Origin of the sequence: Comamonas sp. BIGb0124 (genome assembly GCF_003752175.1) — a bacterium.
Classification (GTDB): Bacteria; Pseudomonadota; Gammaproteobacteria; order Burkholderiales; family Burkholderiaceae_C; genus Comamonas_F.
Genome location: NZ_RJVF01000013.1, coordinates 66,438 through 82,545 on the forward strand (window position 1 = coordinate 66,438; position 16,108 = coordinate 82,545).

The following is a 16,108-nucleotide window of genomic DNA, read 5'->3' on the forward strand; positions in this document are numbered from 1 at the left end:
CCCGCACCACCCACATGACCCGCACGACCAGCCGTTCCCTTTCATGACCCCACGCCGCTCCATCCTCCAAGCCGCCACGCCCCTGGCGATCGCCACGGCGCTGACTTTCACCTCCGGCTGGGCACTGGCCCAGTCGACGCAGCCGGTGCATGGCGGCACGCTGCGTGCCATCGTGCAACCCGAGCCCATCGCGCTGAACACCACGTTCAACACCACCTTCGTCAACGGCATCGTGACCTCCAACATCCTGGAGGGGCTGCTGACCTACGATGAAAACCAGCAGCCCCGCCCCGGCCTGGCCACGCAGTGGGAGGTCTCGCCCGACGGGCTCACCATCACCTACCGGCTGCGCAAGGGTGTGAAGTGGCACGACGGGCAGCCGTTCACCTCGGCCGATGTCAAGTTCAGCGCGCTTCAGGCGTGGAAGGTCAACCATCCGATCGGGCGCACGATCTACGCGGCGCTGGCGGATGTCGAAACACCCGACGACGACACGGCGGTGTTTCGTTTCACGAAGCCCTCGCTGGTGGTGCTGAGCTATGCCAATGCGCAGGGGTCGATGGTGCTGCCTCGCCATGTCTACGAAGGCACGAACATCCTCTCGAACCCGGCCAACCAGAAACCGATCGGCACCGGCGCGTTCAGGTTCAAGACCTGGCAGCAGGGCCAGTACATCGAGCTCGAGCGCAATCCCGATTATTGGGACACGGGCAAGCCTTATCTCGACCGTGTCATCTTCCGTGTCATCCCCGACGCCGGCGCCCGTGTGGCCGCCTTCGAGAGCCAGGAAGTGGATTACGCGCCCTTCGACGCCGTGGCCTTCTCGGATGTGGAGCGGCTGAAGAAGCTCCCGTTCATCGGAGTCGGCACCAGCGGTTATTCATGGGAATCCGCCTACACGTTCGTGGAGTTCAATCTTCGCAACCCCATCCTGGCGAATCCCAAGGTTCGCCATGCAATTGCGCAGGCCATCAACGTGCAGGGCCTGATCAACGCCGTGTGGTTCGGCTTCGGCAAACCCTCGACCGGCCCCATCCCGTCCACGCTCAAGAACTTCTACACCACGCAGGGTGTGCCGCAATACCCCTACGACTGGAAAAAAGCCGAGGCCCTGCTCGACGAAGCGGGTTACCCCCGCCGGGCCGACGGTACGCGGTTCAGCTTGAACTTCGACTATCAGCCGTTCCACCAGACGTTCAAGCAGCAGGCCGATTACATCAAGCAGAACCTCAAGCGTGTCGGCATCGAGGTGAATGTGCGCAACCAGGATCTGCCGACCTTCACCAAGCGGGTCTACGACGCGTACGACTTCGACCTCAACACCGGGCGCTGGGGCCCGATGATGGATCCGCAGATCGGTGTGCTTCGTCACTACTGGACGCGTGCCATCTCGAAGGGAACCCCGTGGACCAATGCGTCGGGCTACAGCAACCCGCAGGCCGATGGCGTGATCGAGGCATTGATCGCCGAGGGCAATCCGGCCAAGCGGGTGGCGCTCTTCCATCAGCTGCAACGCATTGCCCAGACCGACCTGCCCGTCATCCCCTTGTTCGAGCAACGCAACTTCACGATCTACAACACCCGTGTGCATGGACTGTCGAACGACGCCGATGCCGCGCAGGCTTCGCTGAAGTCGGTCTGGCTGAGCCCGCCGTGAGCGACCGCTGCGCCTGGACGCCTGCGCGTCTGGTTGAGAGCGTGCGGTGAATTCGGCGGCCCACCCCGAGTGGTGGGCCTTTTGACTGGAGCCGGCCTCTACGACTCACGGGTCCGGGCGGCATCCCAGAGTTTCATGAGCTCGGTGATGGACGCGTTGAAGACCGAGACCTTCACACCGTCTCTGGCCGATATCGACACCCCCAGCAGGAAACTGTTGAAGGCCACGCCCAGAGACCGGGCATCGGTACGGCAGGACAGTTCGCCCGCAGCGATTGCGCGCTCGACACATCGCACGAATCCTTGCAGCGTCCGCGCACGCGAGGCCGTCAGGGGCTTGGCAAGATGGGCATGCTCGGGGGTGGGTGCGCTCATGATGCCCAATGCCACCATGCAGCCCTTGGGATGTCCCGATTCGCACTGCATCTGGGTCGAGCGGCGCAACGCAAGCTCGACGGCTTCCCGAGGGGCCATCCCGTCGTCCCACAGACAGTCCGTGACACGTGCGTAGGTCGCGAGGTAGCCGCTCACCACCTCGGCAAACAAAGCTTCTTTGGAACCGAACGCCGCGTAGAAGCTAGGCGCCGAGATGCCCCCACCGATATGCGCCTTCAGTTGGCTCAGCGAGGTGGTCTCGTAACCCTGCTCCCAGAAAAGATGCATCGCCTGCTCGACAGCCTGCTGCCGGTCGAATGTCCTGGGGCGCCCCATCTGTGCCATCGTAGCCTCCGATCGTCATGACTTAAATACTACTCGATACAAAAGTCCTTGACAAGGATCGGTGGCCACACCTACATTTGTACCGATCAATACATATGTTGTCGCAAACCTCATCGCTGCCGGCGCGATGGGCCACCCTCTTCAAAAGGACATTTTTTCGTGAACCAATCTTCCAATCGGGCGACGGCGGCAGTGCCGGATCGCTTGCCGATGGCTGCACTGCTGGCCTTGGCCATGACCGGCTTCATTTGCATCGTGACGGAGACGTTGCCCGCCGGACTGCTGCCCCAGATCGGGGCCGGCCTGGGAATCAGCCAGGCGATCACCGGCCAGATGGTGACGGCCTATGCGCTGGGATCGCTGCTGGCGGCCATCCCGCTGACGATTGCGACACGCGGCTGGCGGCGGCGCAACGTCTTGCTGCTGACGCTCGCCGGGTTCTTCGTTTTCAACACGGTCACTGCGCTTTCGCACCACTATGTGCTGACCTTGGTTGCGCGTTTCTTCGCGGGTGTGGCCGCCGGGCTGGCCTGGAGTCTCCTGGCCGGTTATGCCCGGCGCATGGTCGCCCCGCATCAGCAAGGCCGTGCATTGGCCGTGGCGATGGTCGGAACCCCGATTGCCCTGTCGCTGGGTGTTCCGCTCGGCACATGGATGGGCTCGCTGATCGGCTGGCGGACCGCGTTCTGGATCATGTCGGGCCTGGCCCTGCTGTTGATCGGATGGGTGATCGCCAAGGTTCCCGACTACCCGGGGCAGTCCAGGCACGAGCGGATGCCCTTGAGAACCGTGTTCACCACCCCCGGGGTACGGCCGGTGCTGGCGGTCGTCGTCGCCTGGATGCTGGCCCACAACATTCTCTACACCTACATCGCGCCGTTCGTGGTGCCGGCCGGACTGGGCGAACGGATCGACCTGGTTCTACTGGCCTTTGGTGCTGCGGCTCTTGTCGGCATCTGGTTCGCCGGCATGCTGGTCGACCGCCATTTGCGGACCACCGTACTGGCCAGCCTGGCGGCATTCGCTTTGACCGCTGGCCTGTTCGGCTTGGGTGCCCGGAATCCCGTCGTCATCTATCTCGGCGTCGTCGTGTGGGGCATCACCTTCGGAGGCGCTGCCACCTTGCTGCAAACCGCCTTGGCCGATGCCGCCGGGCGTGGTGCCGATGTGGCGCTCTCCATGAACGTGGTGGCCTGGAATGCAGCGATTGCCGGCGGGGGAGTCGTTGGCGGCATGCTGCTCGACTCGTGGGGCGTGGGCTCGTTCCCTGGGTCTTTGGTGATGCTGCTGACGGTCGCCTTCATCATGGCCTGGTCGTCGCGCTCGCATGCGTTCCGGCCGGGACTCCGCAGCGGGGGCGCACCGGTCGGCGGGCATTGAAGGGGGTGGCGCAGCCGCACGTGCCTGTCCCATCTCGGCCGGCTGCGCCTGCCGCAAGGGGCTCGCTAAGCGATCCAGGGCCGATCCCGATCGATGCGCGACAGGGGATGGAGCGCATCCCGGCCCAGCGCGCCGACAGAAGCCACGCCCAACTGGTATAGGGTGTTGCGGATCTCTTCCTCGAACAGCTGCAGCAGCCTGACCACGCCCGGCGCTCCGCCCGAGGCCAGGGCAAGCGCCTGCATCTTGCCGACACCGACCGCATCGGCACCCAGCGCCAGCGCCTTGACCACATCGATGCCGTGGGTGATGCCGCCATCCATCAGCACCTTGGCCCTGCCCTGCACGGCATCGACGATGCCCGGCAGGATTTCCAGCGTCGCCGGCTCGTCGTCGAGCTGCCGCCCGCCGTGGTTGGACACATACACCGCAGCGGCGCCGGCCTCGACGGCCAGCAAGGCATCCGCCGGATCCTGGATGCCCTTCACGATCACCGGCAGGCGGGTCGCGGCGACGATGTCCTTGAGCACGTCCCAGTCCAGTCCGTGCAATCGGGACGGATCGGAGAAGCCCGCGGCTGCGCTCAGATTGGGCCGGCGGGTGTCGCTGGCCGTCAGGGCAAAGAAGTGGTTGCGGATGTCGCGGTCCCGGCGTCCGATGACCGGAACATCCACGGTGATGCACAACGCCCGGAAACCCAGTCTTTCGACCGATTCGAGCAAGGGCTGCCACCAGTCCCGGCCGTCGCGCACGTAGAGCTGGAAGATCGGCTGGCCACGGCCGGCATCCACCACATCCTGCATCGGCGTGGCCGAGTTCACGCCGTAGAAAAAAGTCGTTCCGTATTGGCCGGCCGCCTGTGCGCTGGCGCGGGCCCCTTCGCGATGCAGCAGCTCGAGCGAGCCGATGGGCGACAGAAAAACCGGAATGGCCAGTTCCTCGCCCAGCAGTGAGGTCGAGGTCTCGACCGTCTGGATGTTGCGCAGCACCCGGCGCCTGAAACCCCAGGCATCGAAGGCCTGCCGATTGCGCGCCACGGTGCTCTCGCGGCCCGCACCGCCGACCACGTAATCCCACAGCTTGGGCTCCAGCGCCTCCTTGGCGGCCGTGGCGATCTGCTCGACTAGGACGGCGTTTTCCACATCGTTCGTCATGTGCTTTTTTTCGTTGGAATGGAAAAGCGGCAGATCCGAACGGACGCAGAACGAACCACCCGGCCACCGGTGTGCGGCTGAGAATATCGTTTCATCGCGGTCCGAACAAATGCGATATTTGTTCTAGGTTATGTCGAACGCCGCAGGCCGTCGCGCCTTCGGGCCGGCCCGGGCTCAGTCCGCCAAATGGACCTGATCGCGCCCGGCCTGCTTGGCCTTCAGCATGGCCAGATCGGCCCGGTGCAGCGTCTGCATGACCGGCTCGCCGTCGCGCAGGCTGGCCACACCGATCGAGACGGTCAACCGTCCGTCGGGCCGCGGAATGGCGGCCAACAGGGTGCGCAGGCGCTCGGCCAGGGCCAGGGCGTTGTCCTCGCCCTGCTCGGGCAGCAGCACGCAGAACTCCTCGCCGCCCAGCCGGCCGAACACATCGCTTCTGCGCAGTGCGTGCTGCAGCACATCCGAGAGCCCGCGCAGCACGGCATCGCCGGCCGCATGGCCATGGCCGTCGTTGAGGCGCTTGAAATGGTCGATGTCGATATAGAGCAGCGTCAGCGATGCGCCGGTGATCCGGGCCTTGACGGCCGCCGTCTCGGCCTGCTTCAGAAACTCGGCCCGGCTGCGCGCACCGGTCAGCGTGTCGGTGACCGACAGCTCCTCGAGCTGGAACGCCTGATCGAAAGCTCGCCGCTGGTAATCCTGGATGCGCATGTAGGTGACGAAGCCGGTCACCAGAGCCATCGCCGCGAACAGCAGGCTGAACACCGTGTCGGTGCGGCTTGCAGTGTGATCGAACACAAAAGGCAGGAAGAACGCATAGCAGACCCCTGTTCCACCGACCCACTGCGCCAGCGTGACCCAGAAGAAGCTGGTCGTCAGCACGATGATGATGGCCGCCGGCAGAAAGTACATCAGCGGCCGTTCGGTGCCCAGCGCGCCCAGGTAGCTGCTGAAGCTGATGGTGGCAATGGTGCCCATGCAGGCCGCCCCGTAGAGGCGCACCGTGGGCGCACGGGTGATGAGGTAGGCGAACAAAGCCGTCAGCGGCAGCAGCAGCACCCGCAGCCAGACGTATTCGGGGTTGGGTATCAGCAGCCGCACCAGCAGCGTCACCGCGGTGCCCAGCACGGCCGTCACGCCCATCTCCACGGCCGTGAGCTGCAGCCGCCTCAGTGTCTGCTCGCGATAGGCCTCTTCGCGGCTGGCCTCCGCAGCCGGCAGGGGCACGGGTTTCTCAAGCGCCATCTGTATCGGTCATTCAGTTTGCGCTCCCAGATTTGGTTCACCTTGCACCGGAAACGGGAGGTGCGGGCGTCGTCAAAGATGCACGATTCTAGAGCGTACTATCGACTTACAACCATCGGGAGTTGCGAGAAACGCCCCGATATGACGCATAGCCGCCGAGTTTGCAAATGAGCAAAGCGGATAAGAGCAGAAGAAAAACGATGAAGCAGCGGACCCACCGGCAACCGAACCGGTGGCACAGTTACTGCTTGGTGAAAACCAGATTGTCGATTGTCGAACAATCGAACAACATCACCGATCGTTTCACTCCGACGTTCCCATGGATCAACCCATCATTCGCATCAGCGGTCTGCACAAGCGGTTTGGCGACAACCACGTGTTGCGCGGCATCGACTTCGACGTCCAGGCCGGCGACCGTGTCGCCATCCTGGGCTCCAGCGGCTCGGGCAAGAGCACGCTTCTGCGTTGCCTCAACTTCATGGAAACGCCGAGCGAGGGCCAGATCGCGCTCAAGGGCAAGACCATCGGACGCCCGACCGACCGTGGCATGCGTTACACGCAGAACGAACTGGCTGCCGTGCGGCAGCGCGTCGGCATGGTGTTCCAGCAATTCAATCTGTTCCCGCACATGACGGCGCTGCAGAACGTCATGGAAGGCCTGACCACCGTGCTGGGCATCGAGGCCCGGACGGCACGCGACCGCGCCATGGCCGAACTCGGCAAGGTCGGCCTGGAGAGCAAGGCCGACGCCTATCCGGCCCAGCTCTCGGGCGGGCAGCAGCAGCGTGTCGCCATTGCCCGCGCGCTGGCCATGGATCCCGAAGTGCTGCTGTTCGACGAGCCCACCTCGTCGCTCGACCCCGAGCTGGTGGGCGAAGTGCTCAACGTGATCAAGGACCTGGCGCAGGACGGCCGGACCATGCTGCTGGTCACGCACGAACTGGGCTTTGCCTATCACTACGCCAACAAGGTGCTGTTCCTGGCCGACGGCCAGCTCTACGAGACGGGCACGCCCGACGAGGTGCTCAAGCACCCGAAGAAGGAACGCACCCAGCGTTTCCTCGAAAAATTCACCGCCTTCAGTTTCTGACCCCCATTGGCCTGAACCATCATGCAATTCTCCGCCCAAGCATCGAAAACCAGCTCGCAGGCCTACCAGGCCGACGACCGCAACGAGCATGTCCTGGTCCATGTCAACGGCGAGTTCGTGCCGCGTTCGCAGGCCCGTGTCTCGGTGTTCGACGCGGGTTACGTCTGCGGCGACGGCGTGTGGGAAGGCGTGCGCCTCGTCAACGGACGCATCGTGTCGTTCGACGCCCACATCGACCGCCTGCTAGAAGGCGCCCGCTCGATCGTGCTGGACATCGGCCTCGACCGGCAGCAGCTCAAGGACGTGATCACCGAGACCTTCCGGGTCAACGGCATGCACGACGGTGCCCACGCACGCCTGATGGTCACGCGGGGCATCAAGAAGACGCCCAACCAGGATCCGCGCTTCATCATCGGCAAGGCCACCGTCGTCTGCGTGGCCGAGCACAAGGTCGTCGATCCGGAAAGCAAGAAGACCGGCGGCCTGAAACTGCACACATCGGCCATCCGCTGCAGCGCGCCGGACGTCTTCGACCTGCACCTCAACTCGCACAGCCGGTTGAACCTCATCCAGGCCCTGATCCAGGCGATCAACGCCGGCGCGGACGAGGCGCTGATGCTGGACCCGAACGGCTTTGTCTCGAGCTGCAACTCGACCAATTTCTTCATCGTGCGCAAGGGCGAGCTGTGGACCTCGTCCGGCCGCTACTGCTTCAACGGCATCACACGGGCCACCGTGGTGCGGCTGGCCCGCGAAGCCGGCATTGCCGTGCGCGAGGACGACTTCACGCTGGCCCAGGTGTACACGGCCGACGAAGCCTTCGTCACCGGCACTCTGGGCGGTATCACCCCGGTGTCGATCGTCGACGGCCGCACTCTGCCGACCCAGGGCATGGGCGCCCTGACCCAGCGCCTGGCAGCCCTGTACCAGGACGACATCACCGCGCCACAGGCCGCGTCTTTTTCTGCCTGATTCCAAGACCGTTCGACTCGATCCGGAGATCCTCCTCATGACCTTCATTTCACGTTTCGCGGCCACGGGCCGCGCACTCCTCGCCGGCGCCGTGTGCCTGGGAGCCCTGGCCTCGTCACCCGCCCAGGCCCAGACCCTGCAAAAGGTCAAGCAGACCGGAGAGTTCCGGATCGGCGTGGCCGCCGGCGACCCCTGGTACTACCGCGATCCGGCCACGGGCCAATGGAGCGGCGTCGGTGTGCTGATCGGTCAGCAGATCGCCCAGAACATCGGCGTCAAGATGGTGCCCGTGGAAACGACATGGGCCAACAGCGTGGCCGCACTGCAGTCCGGCCAGATCGACGTGATGTTTGTGCTCGACGCCACCGAGGAACGCAAACGCGCCATCGACTTCCCGGCGAATCCGCTGCTGTGGTACGCCCAGGGCATCCTGGCCAAGGACGGCCTGGTGGCCAAGAACTGGGCCGACCTCGACAAGCCGGACATCCGCATCGGCGTCGCCCTCGGAACGGCTTCGGATCGCGATGTGACCAAACGCCTGCCGAACGCCAAGATCGAGCGCTTCACCAACACCGACGAGACCGTGGCGGCATTCAATGCCGGCCGTGTGGACGCCGTCGTTTTCTATCACGCCGTGCTCACCATCGCCTATTCCAAGATCCGCAAGGGTTCGGTGCAGATCCCGCAGCCCACGGTCGCCATCGCCACCAGCGCCGGCATCCGCAAGGAACAGGACACCGGTTTTCGCGACATGCTCGACGCCCAGTTCAAGCAGCTGTACGAGTCCGGCAAGACCCAGGCCCTGTACGGCCAATACCTTCGCACCAAGGGCCTCGATCCGGACAAGCTGCCGGGCGTGACCAAGGAATCCCTGGAAAAGTAACGCGCACAGCGCAAGCAGGCCAGCCATGAACTACGACTGGGACTTCGCTGCAGTCTGGGCCTACCGGCAGATGTTTCTGGACGGTGCGCTCGGTACGCTGCGGATTGCGGTGGTCGCCATCCTGGCGGGCATCCTGATCGGGGCCGTGCTGGCCACGATGCGCTTATCCAAGGTGCGGTGGCTGGCGTACCCGGCGCTGTGGTGGACCGAGTTCTACCGCAACACACCGCCGCTGGTCCACTTCTTCTGGGCCTTCTACGCCCTGCCCGTCGTGCTGGGCGTGAGCCTCGAGCCCTACGCCGCCGCCATCATCGCCCTGTCGACGCAATCCGGCGCGTTCTATGCCGAAGTGTTCCGCGGCGGCGTGACCTCGGTCGAACGCGGGCAGTGGGAGGGCGCACGCGCCATCGGCATGAAGCCGGTCGCGGTCCTGCGGCGCATCGTCCTGCCGCAGGCCCTGCAGCGCATGCTCGCGCCGTTCATGGAGCGCTCGTTCGAGCTGATCAAGACCACGGCACTGGCCTCGACGCTCGCCTACTCCGACCTGATCTACCTGGCCATGCAGGTCAACTCCATCACCTTCCGGCCGCTGGAGGTCTACACCTTCGTGGCCGCGATCTTCTTCGTCACGCTGCTGACCCTGAGCCTGTGCGCGCACGCCGTGGAGAAACGTTTCTCCCTGCCGCGGCACGCCATCCGCTAACCGAGGCGCCTCATGGACTTTTCCTGGGATTTTTCCGCCGTCCTGCAAAACTATCCGGCCCTGCTCAAAGGCGTCGGCATGACCGCCCTGCTCTGGGCCATCGCTTTTCCCGTTTCGATGGCACTGGGCCTGGCCCTGTCGCTGGCCACCGGCTCGAGGAACAGAATCGCCGTCGGCGCCGGCCGCTGTTATGTCGAGGTGTTCCGCAACACCCCGGTGCTGATCCAGCTGATCTGGTTCTTCTACGCCTTCCCCATCCTCACCGGCCAGCAGCTCAGCCCGGTGATGGCGGCCCTGTGCGGCCTGATCCTGAATGCATCGGCCTACTGCTCTGAAATCTTCCGCGGCGGCATCGCCTCGTTGCCCAGCGGCCAGTGGGAAGGCGGGCGTGCGCTCGGCATGAGCCGCACTCAACTGATGCGCCGCATCGTCGTTCCCCAGGTGCTGGCCCGCATGCTGCCGGCCTTCACCAACCGGGGCATCGAACTGGCCAAGAACACCTCGATCGCCTCGGTCATCGCCGTGCAGGAACTCATGTACCAGGGCCGTGCCCTGTCGGCGGCGTTCTACCGGCCGCTCGAGATCCTGACGGCGGTCGGCATCATCTATTTCCTGCTGATCTACCCCGGTTCCTACCTCGCATCGCGGCTCGAAAAACGATACGCCCTGCGGACCTGAGTGCGGCACCGCCCTGTGATAATCGCCGCCACACCATGAGCAGTCTTCCCAAACTCGCCCCAGTTCCCAACCTGACGCGCCGCGACCATGTCGCCGAAGCCCTGCGCCGCGCGATTCTTTCCGGATTGATCGCGCCGGGCACACAACTGGTCGAAAGCCGGCTGGCCTCCGAGCTGGCGGTCAGCCGCGGACTGCTGCGGGAAGCCATCCGCGAGCTGATCGAAAGCGGCCTCGCCGTCAATCGCCCCTACGCCGGCACCTATGTCACGGAAGTGAACGCCGCCGTGCTGAAGGACGTCTACGAGATCCGCCGCATGCTGGAAGCCCAGGCCTACAGCCGGATCTGGCCCAACCGCCACGCGGCCTTCCGCGACGAACTCCGGAACCGTTTCGACCTGATGATCGATGCTGTCTCCAGCGGCAATCTGGCCGAGCAGATCCGCTCCGAGGCGCATTTCCACGGCCTGGTCTTCGAGACCTGCGGCAACCATCTGATGCCGGCGTTCTGGCAGCAGATGACCCAGAAAATCCAGCTCGGCTTTGCCATCTGCCAGATCGCGCATGCACCGAAAGTCGATTTCGAGGCCAACCATCGGCGCTTTCTCGAGTGTGCCCTGGGCGACAGTCTCGACGACATGCTGGCCGAACTGAACACCCACCTCGACCGGGGCCTGGCGACGATCCAGTTCGAAAGCGGCTTGCCAACCGCCACGCCTCGATAGCAAGATGGCAGCGCGTGTTCAGGGTGAATCCGCAGGACTTGCCAAGGAGAACATCGGTGCACGAAAAACGAGTCGAAACCGGAAGCGGCCCACTCCACTCCGCGGCCTGGATGCCCGGCACCCCGCCCACTGCACGCCGTGCACCCATCGTGCTGTTTCACGACTCGCTGGGCAGCGTCGCGTTGTGGCGAGATTTTCCCGGCCGCCTGGCCCAGGCGACCGGCCGGCAGGTCGTGGCTTATGACCGACTGGGTTTCGGCCAATCCGCCCCGTCCCGAGCCCAGCTCGAACGCGGCTTCATCGCCGGCGAAACAGCGCACTTCGATGCCGTCCGCACAGCCTGGAACATCGATGCCTTCATCGCCTTCGGCCACAGCGTCGGCGGCGGCATGGCCGTCGAATGCGCAGCGGCTTTCGGTACCGATTGTGTCGGGCTGATCACGGAATCGGCACAAGCCTTTGTCGAAGACCGGACGATCAAAGGCATCGAAGACGCCCGAATCGCCTTCGCCGACGAGAGCCAGATGCAGCGACTGGCCCGCTACCACGGCGACAAGGCCCCATGGGTCGTCAGCGCCTGGATCGACACGTGGCTCGCCCCCGCTTTCAGGGATTGGTCGCTGGCCCAGACCTTGCCGCACGTGCACTGCCCGGTGCTGGCGATTCACGGCGACCACGACGCGTATGGATCCGCACGCCACCCCGAAACGATCGTCTCGCTGAGCCGGGGAGAACCGCGCCGGCTGGCGCTGCTCGCAGGCTGCGGGCATGTGCCGCATCGAGAGCAGGCGGATGTCGTGCTGGCGATGGTGCAGGAATTTGTCGGATCCATCGCGGCGTAGCCGCTACTTCGGGTCGCTGTCGCTGATCGCGCACCACCCGCCGCACGCACCCCGTAGGTGTTTTCACCAAAAACGAAAACCTTTCCACCCGCATAGGATCGCCCATGAACGAAATGGTTAGTTGACTTTCATGCGTGTCGACGGCCAGTTCCGACGGTGGAAATCCTTTTATCAACGAACTAAAAATTAGAGGCAAACATGGCGGAAAAACGCAATGTCGAAGTCGAATCGACCCAGAGTCTGGTGACTGCAGAAAAAGGCGGACTGGTGCCCGGAAAACTACAGCGCCGGGATTTCGGCAAGCTTCTGGGCGTACACACCTTGCTGTTGTCCACCCTGTCGCTGGCAGCCTGCGGCGGCAGCGGCGGTGACGACAACCCATCGACCGACCCGACCAATCCCACCAACCCCACCGATCCGACCAACCCGACGAATCCGACCGAACCCAAGGTCTACCCCGTCGCCACCCCCATCACCGACACCGAAGCGCAACCCGCCACCATCGGCAGCTATCAGCGCAAGAACGGCTACTTCACCTGGTCTGTCACCTCGCTGGGCGTGAACCGCGAGATCGAGGTCTATATCCCCAAGGGCGCACGTCAGCGCGAATTCTGGATCGGCATCACGCTGCCGGCGGGCGTGACCAGCAACGAGTTCCTCGGCGATGCCGGCTGGTTCGATATCGCGGATGACAGCCTGGCGTGCCTGCTGATCATGAAGCCGGACAGCAGCGGCAAATGGGGCGACGTGAAGACCGAGCTGGACTATGTCACCGCCGCCATGGCCACCCTGGTGAGCAGCGGCGCGCATTACTCGGCATTCACCTACCACTATGTGGTGGGCTACGGCGCGGGTGCGGCCCCCCTGCAGCTCTATGCGGCCAACAACCCGCTGTCGATGATCAGCCAGGTCTATCTGGAAGCCACGGCGGACGGCAGCTACAACGCCCTGCTCACGGCCGCCGGCAACACGCAGGTCGGCGCGACCCGTCAGCCGAACCACATGGATTTCACCGGCTACCTGGACATCAACAACAACCCGGTGACCCAGCAGCGCACCTTTGCGGCCCAGTACTACCGGGACATTCCCATTCCGACCTGGTTCGTGGGCAACACCTCGGCCTCGCTGCTCTCTTACTGGGCAGGGGTCAACGACTCGGGCTTTCTGTCCGTCACCGACGATGCGTATGGGCAGATCTACTGGCAAGAGAAACAGATCTCGAATGCGCTCGCCACGGCCGATACCGACGTCTTGGCCCAGACCGCGACCTTCACGGGCAGCGTGGCGCTGAACGACCCGGCGATCACCCAGAACGTCTATCGTTTCTTGAGCCAGTACAGCGGTTATGACAACAACACCGTCTATGGCCACTACATCACCCAGCGCCTGGATTACGAAAAAGCCGTCTCGACCGGCAACATGGTTTTCAAGAACCATGCGTGGAGCGGCAGCACCACCCAGCAGACCTACATCGTCTACATCCCCGACAGCGTCAAGAAAAACTACAGCCTGAACAAACCCGCGCCGGTCTTGTTTGCCACCCACGGCGCGGGCCAGACGGCCTTTGTGTTTTTCGAAGCCACCGACATCAAGGCCGCGGCAGAAAAGCATGGCTTCATTGCCGTGACCTACGACACGACCACCACACCCTACCTCACGGATCTGGTCGGACTGGTCAAGCAGGACTGCCTGAGCCTGGGCGTGGCCGCCGACCCGAGCCGCCTGTATGTGTATGGCCACTCGGCGGGCGGCGGCGCGACCACCGGTTTTGCCCGGGACGCGACCTTGGTCGCGACCTTTGCCGCCTTCGGCATTACGTCGGGGACGTGGGTGAACCCGGCTGCAGGCGCATCCACCAAGCTGATTCCGGTCTATGCCATCTACGGCGAATACGACTACTGGCCGATGAAGGTGGGCCCCCTGGCTGCCGGCGACTGGCGCGGTTCGCAGAACTCGCAATTCGCCTGGACCACCAACGTCCAGAACTACTGGCTCGACCGCTTGATCGGCAAGACCCTGACCGAGGAAATGGCCGCGCCCACCTATGCCTTGAAAGACGGCATCACGGCCAGCCTCATTCCCCAGAACACCTCCATCAACCTGCTGCTCAAGCCCACCGAAACCACCAATCGCTACAAGACCTACACCTGGACCCGCAACGGCCTGCCCCTGTTCGTCTGGGGCCAATGCTACGGACGCGGCCACAACATGATTCCGGGCGACCTGAACAAGCTGTGGGAAGAGTGGTTCAGCAAATGGCAAAAAGGCAGCCAGGCCGACACCCTGCTCTACTGGCCGAATGGCGTCGGGGTGGGTCAATCGGTGGTGCTGGCACAGGCTTCACCGGTCCCGGTATAAACACCGGGGTCGAGCCGGACGACAAAAGCGCGGGCCTGTTTCTCTGCCCCCTTTGCTGAATGTCCGATTTGATGGGGCATGGCTCGCGATGCCCGGCCAAGCTCACCCGAGCTTGGCCGGCAACGCTCAACCGGGATGACGCTGCATGCGTTTTTCTTCCCGCAGCATGAACAGGTAAAGGCTTTCGACCTTCTCTCGTGCCCACGGCGTCTTGCGCAAGAACTTGAGGCTGGAGTTGACGCTCGGGTCATGCGAAAAACAGCGCACCGGGATCCGAACCGCGAGATCGGCCCACCCATAACGGGCCTCCAGTGCCCGAACGATGGCTTCGAGCGTCACGCCGTGGAGCGGGTTTTGCGGCTGGGGGATGGAGGGCGGATTTTCTTGCATGCGGTATTTTGCCCGGTGATGGCGGGCGTGGCCTGGATGGGGCGATGCAATTCCGGACGATCAGTCGTCCTTCCTGAACTCCTCGAAGACCTGCCCATGATCGCCAGCGTACGGCTTGGCCGCCTTGTAGCCATCGGATGAGCCGAACTGGGTCGAGTACGCGCCAGCCCGATGGACGACACCGTTCAAATAGCGGGGTTTGTATTCACCTTCAATGAGTTCGACTCGCACATATTGACCAGAAATATCTTTGACCCGCCATTTAGTGCCCTCGAGGTCTTCCCGCGGCCCCAACACGACCTCTTTCCTGGCTGGGTCGTAGCGACGATAGGGAACAATCACGTCGCCAACCACGAAGGTCGGCTCGACCTTTTGCCGCTTCATTTCGGCCTCGACTTTTGACGCTCTGCTCTCAGGGCATCTGGCCAGATTTTCCGGCAACGATCCATCGGAAACAGCAATCGGGGGGAAAAGCGAGAGATACTTCGAGCTCGAAGCAACGGGAACGATTCCGGCGATCCCTGCGCCACCCGTCTCCTGTATCACGGCCAGACGGCCCGTTGGATCGGTAAAGAGTCTGATCTTGCTCCAGGTGCAGCCGAGTCCGGGACTGTCACCTCCCGCGCATCGCGATGAGGTCTTGATGTCCAACGTGCCATCGCTTTCCACCTGATAATCCACACCCCTCACGTAATGACGAGAGTCGACGACTTTCAGATTCTTATCCCAATATTCCGTTGAAAACTCGTTTTCGGACAAGGGTTTGAATCTGACCAAAGCGACCTGTTGCGCCGTCCAGAATCCCAGAAGATGGGACAACACCTGCCCTCCCCGATAGACGCTGTCGTTCGTGGCATAACTGGCGTGCTGGCAGAAATAGGAAGTCTCGCTACCGAGCACGCTGCCTGCGGCCTTCGTTCTTGAAATGCTCTGATCGGTGTGGGTTGAGCATCCGCCAATCAACAATGCAGACAGGGCGCAGGCCATTTTTCTCAACATGATCATTGGGTTCAGCGGGTGTGAAACAGACTGGGTTGATACAGCGACAGCGCTGTCGGCTGTAACGAGTCTCGCGGATGCGTTGAATCCTTGTCTGAAACTCAGCGACAGTCCGCTTCTGGCGAAATGCAGACATCGTAGCAATGTCGGCCCCAAACCAACCCATCCGAGCCCACGCCGGCTTCGGCTGAAGAATCGTTCGGACCTGACTCCACATCGCCTCTGTTGCCCGCCGCCCCAGCCCATGCCACAATCCGCGCATCCCGAAAGGGAGGGTGCTTGAAAACACCTCATGCCAAGCGGTACCCCCTCCCCG

15 protein-coding genes are annotated in these 16,108 nt (G+C 63.5%); 10 read left to right on the plus strand and 5 right to left on the minus strand.

The window, feature by feature from the left end:
* Positions 1-43 precede the first annotated feature (43 nt).
* Positions 44-1,657 carry an ABC transporter substrate-binding protein gene (locus EC845_RS16680; protein WP_123299270.1) on the plus strand — a complete coding sequence of 538 codons (1,614 nt, stop codon included), beginning with the start codon at positions 44-46 and terminating at the stop codon, positions 1,655-1,657.
* A gap of 98 nt (positions 1,658-1,755) precedes the next feature.
* Here EC845_RS16680 and EC845_RS16685 read toward each other — a convergent pair whose 3' ends face one another.
* Positions 1,756-2,319, minus strand: coding sequence for a TetR/AcrR family transcriptional regulator (locus tag EC845_RS16685; RefSeq protein ID WP_233598124.1), 564 nt, complete (start codon positions 2,317-2,319; stop codon positions 1,756-1,758).
* Positions 2,320-2,586: 267 nt separating this feature from the next.
* On the opposite strand from EC845_RS16685, the gene EC845_RS16690 reads away from it, so the two are divergent.
* On the plus strand, positions 2,587-3,756 hold the full coding sequence (locus EC845_RS16690; protein WP_123299272.1) for an MFS transporter: 1,170 nt from the start codon (positions 2,587-2,589) through the stop codon (positions 3,754-3,756).
* Positions 3,757-3,821: 65 nt separating this feature from the next.
* Here EC845_RS16690 and EC845_RS16695 read toward each other — a convergent pair whose 3' ends face one another.
* Both EC845_RS16695 and EC845_RS16700 read right to left on the minus strand, forming a co-directional pair.
* Entirely contained in the window at positions 3,822-4,910 is a 1,089-nt protein-coding gene (locus EC845_RS16695; RefSeq protein ID WP_123299273.1) for an alpha-hydroxy acid oxidase, read from the minus strand.
* Positions 4,911-5,084: 174 nt separating this feature from the next.
* Positions 5,085-6,155 carry a diguanylate cyclase gene (locus EC845_RS16700; protein ID WP_123299274.1) on the minus strand — a complete coding sequence of 357 codons (1,071 nt, stop codon included), beginning with the start codon at positions 6,153-6,155 and terminating at the stop codon, positions 5,085-5,087.
* A 319-nt stretch (positions 6,156-6,474) separates the two neighbouring features.
* Here EC845_RS16700 and EC845_RS16705 point away from each other — a divergent pair, with 319 nt between their 5' ends.
* From EC845_RS16705 to EC845_RS16740, 8 genes are all read left to right on the plus strand, one after another.
* Positions 6,475-7,245 (plus strand): amino acid ABC transporter ATP-binding protein, encoded by a 771-nt coding sequence (locus EC845_RS16705; RefSeq protein WP_123299275.1) that lies wholly within the window; start codon positions 6,475-6,477, stop codon positions 7,243-7,245.
* A 21-nt stretch (positions 7,246-7,266) separates the two neighbouring features.
* Positions 7,267-8,217: an aminotransferase class IV gene (locus EC845_RS16710; protein ID WP_123299276.1), complete on the plus strand. Its 951-nt coding sequence runs from the start codon at positions 7,267-7,269 to the stop codon at positions 8,215-8,217.
* A 37-nt stretch (positions 8,218-8,254) separates the two neighbouring features.
* Positions 8,255-9,100, plus strand: coding sequence for a transporter substrate-binding domain-containing protein (locus EC845_RS16715; protein WP_123299277.1), 846 nt, complete (start codon positions 8,255-8,257; stop codon positions 9,098-9,100).
* A 25-nt stretch (positions 9,101-9,125) separates the two neighbouring features.
* Positions 9,126-9,803: an amino acid ABC transporter permease gene (locus EC845_RS16720; protein ID WP_123299278.1), complete on the plus strand. Its 678-nt coding sequence runs from the start codon at positions 9,126-9,128 to the stop codon at positions 9,801-9,803.
* A 12-nt stretch (positions 9,804-9,815) separates the two neighbouring features.
* Positions 9,816-10,481, plus strand: a complete 666-nt coding sequence (locus tag EC845_RS16725; protein ID WP_123299279.1) for an amino acid ABC transporter permease — start codon at positions 9,816-9,818, stop codon at positions 10,479-10,481.
* Between the two features lie 35 nt (positions 10,482-10,516).
* The gene (locus EC845_RS16730) at positions 10,517-11,203 is read left to right on the plus strand and encodes a GntR family transcriptional regulator (RefSeq protein WP_123299280.1); all 687 of its coding nucleotides are present in this window, start codon (positions 10,517-10,519) and stop codon (positions 11,201-11,203) included.
* A 56-nt stretch (positions 11,204-11,259) separates the two neighbouring features.
* On the plus strand, positions 11,260-12,045 hold the full coding sequence (locus EC845_RS16735; protein ID WP_233598125.1) for an alpha/beta fold hydrolase: 786 nt from the start codon (positions 11,260-11,262) through the stop codon (positions 12,043-12,045).
* A gap of 198 nt (positions 12,046-12,243) precedes the next feature.
* Positions 12,244-14,403 (plus strand): hypothetical protein, encoded by a 2,160-nt coding sequence (locus EC845_RS16740; RefSeq protein ID WP_123299282.1) that lies wholly within the window; start codon positions 12,244-12,246, stop codon positions 14,401-14,403.
* Between the two features lie 126 nt (positions 14,404-14,529).
* On the opposite strand, the gene EC845_RS16745 is transcribed toward EC845_RS16740, so the two are convergent.
* Entirely contained in the window at positions 14,530-14,793 is a 264-nt protein-coding gene (locus EC845_RS16745) for a VF530 family DNA-binding protein (protein ID WP_123299283.1), read from the minus strand.
* 60 nt (positions 14,794-14,853) lie between these two features.
* Positions 14,854-15,798: a hypothetical protein gene (locus tag EC845_RS16750; RefSeq protein WP_123299284.1), complete on the minus strand. Its 945-nt coding sequence runs from the start codon at positions 15,796-15,798 to the stop codon at positions 14,854-14,856.
* Between the last annotated feature and the right edge of the window lie 310 nt (positions 15,799-16,108).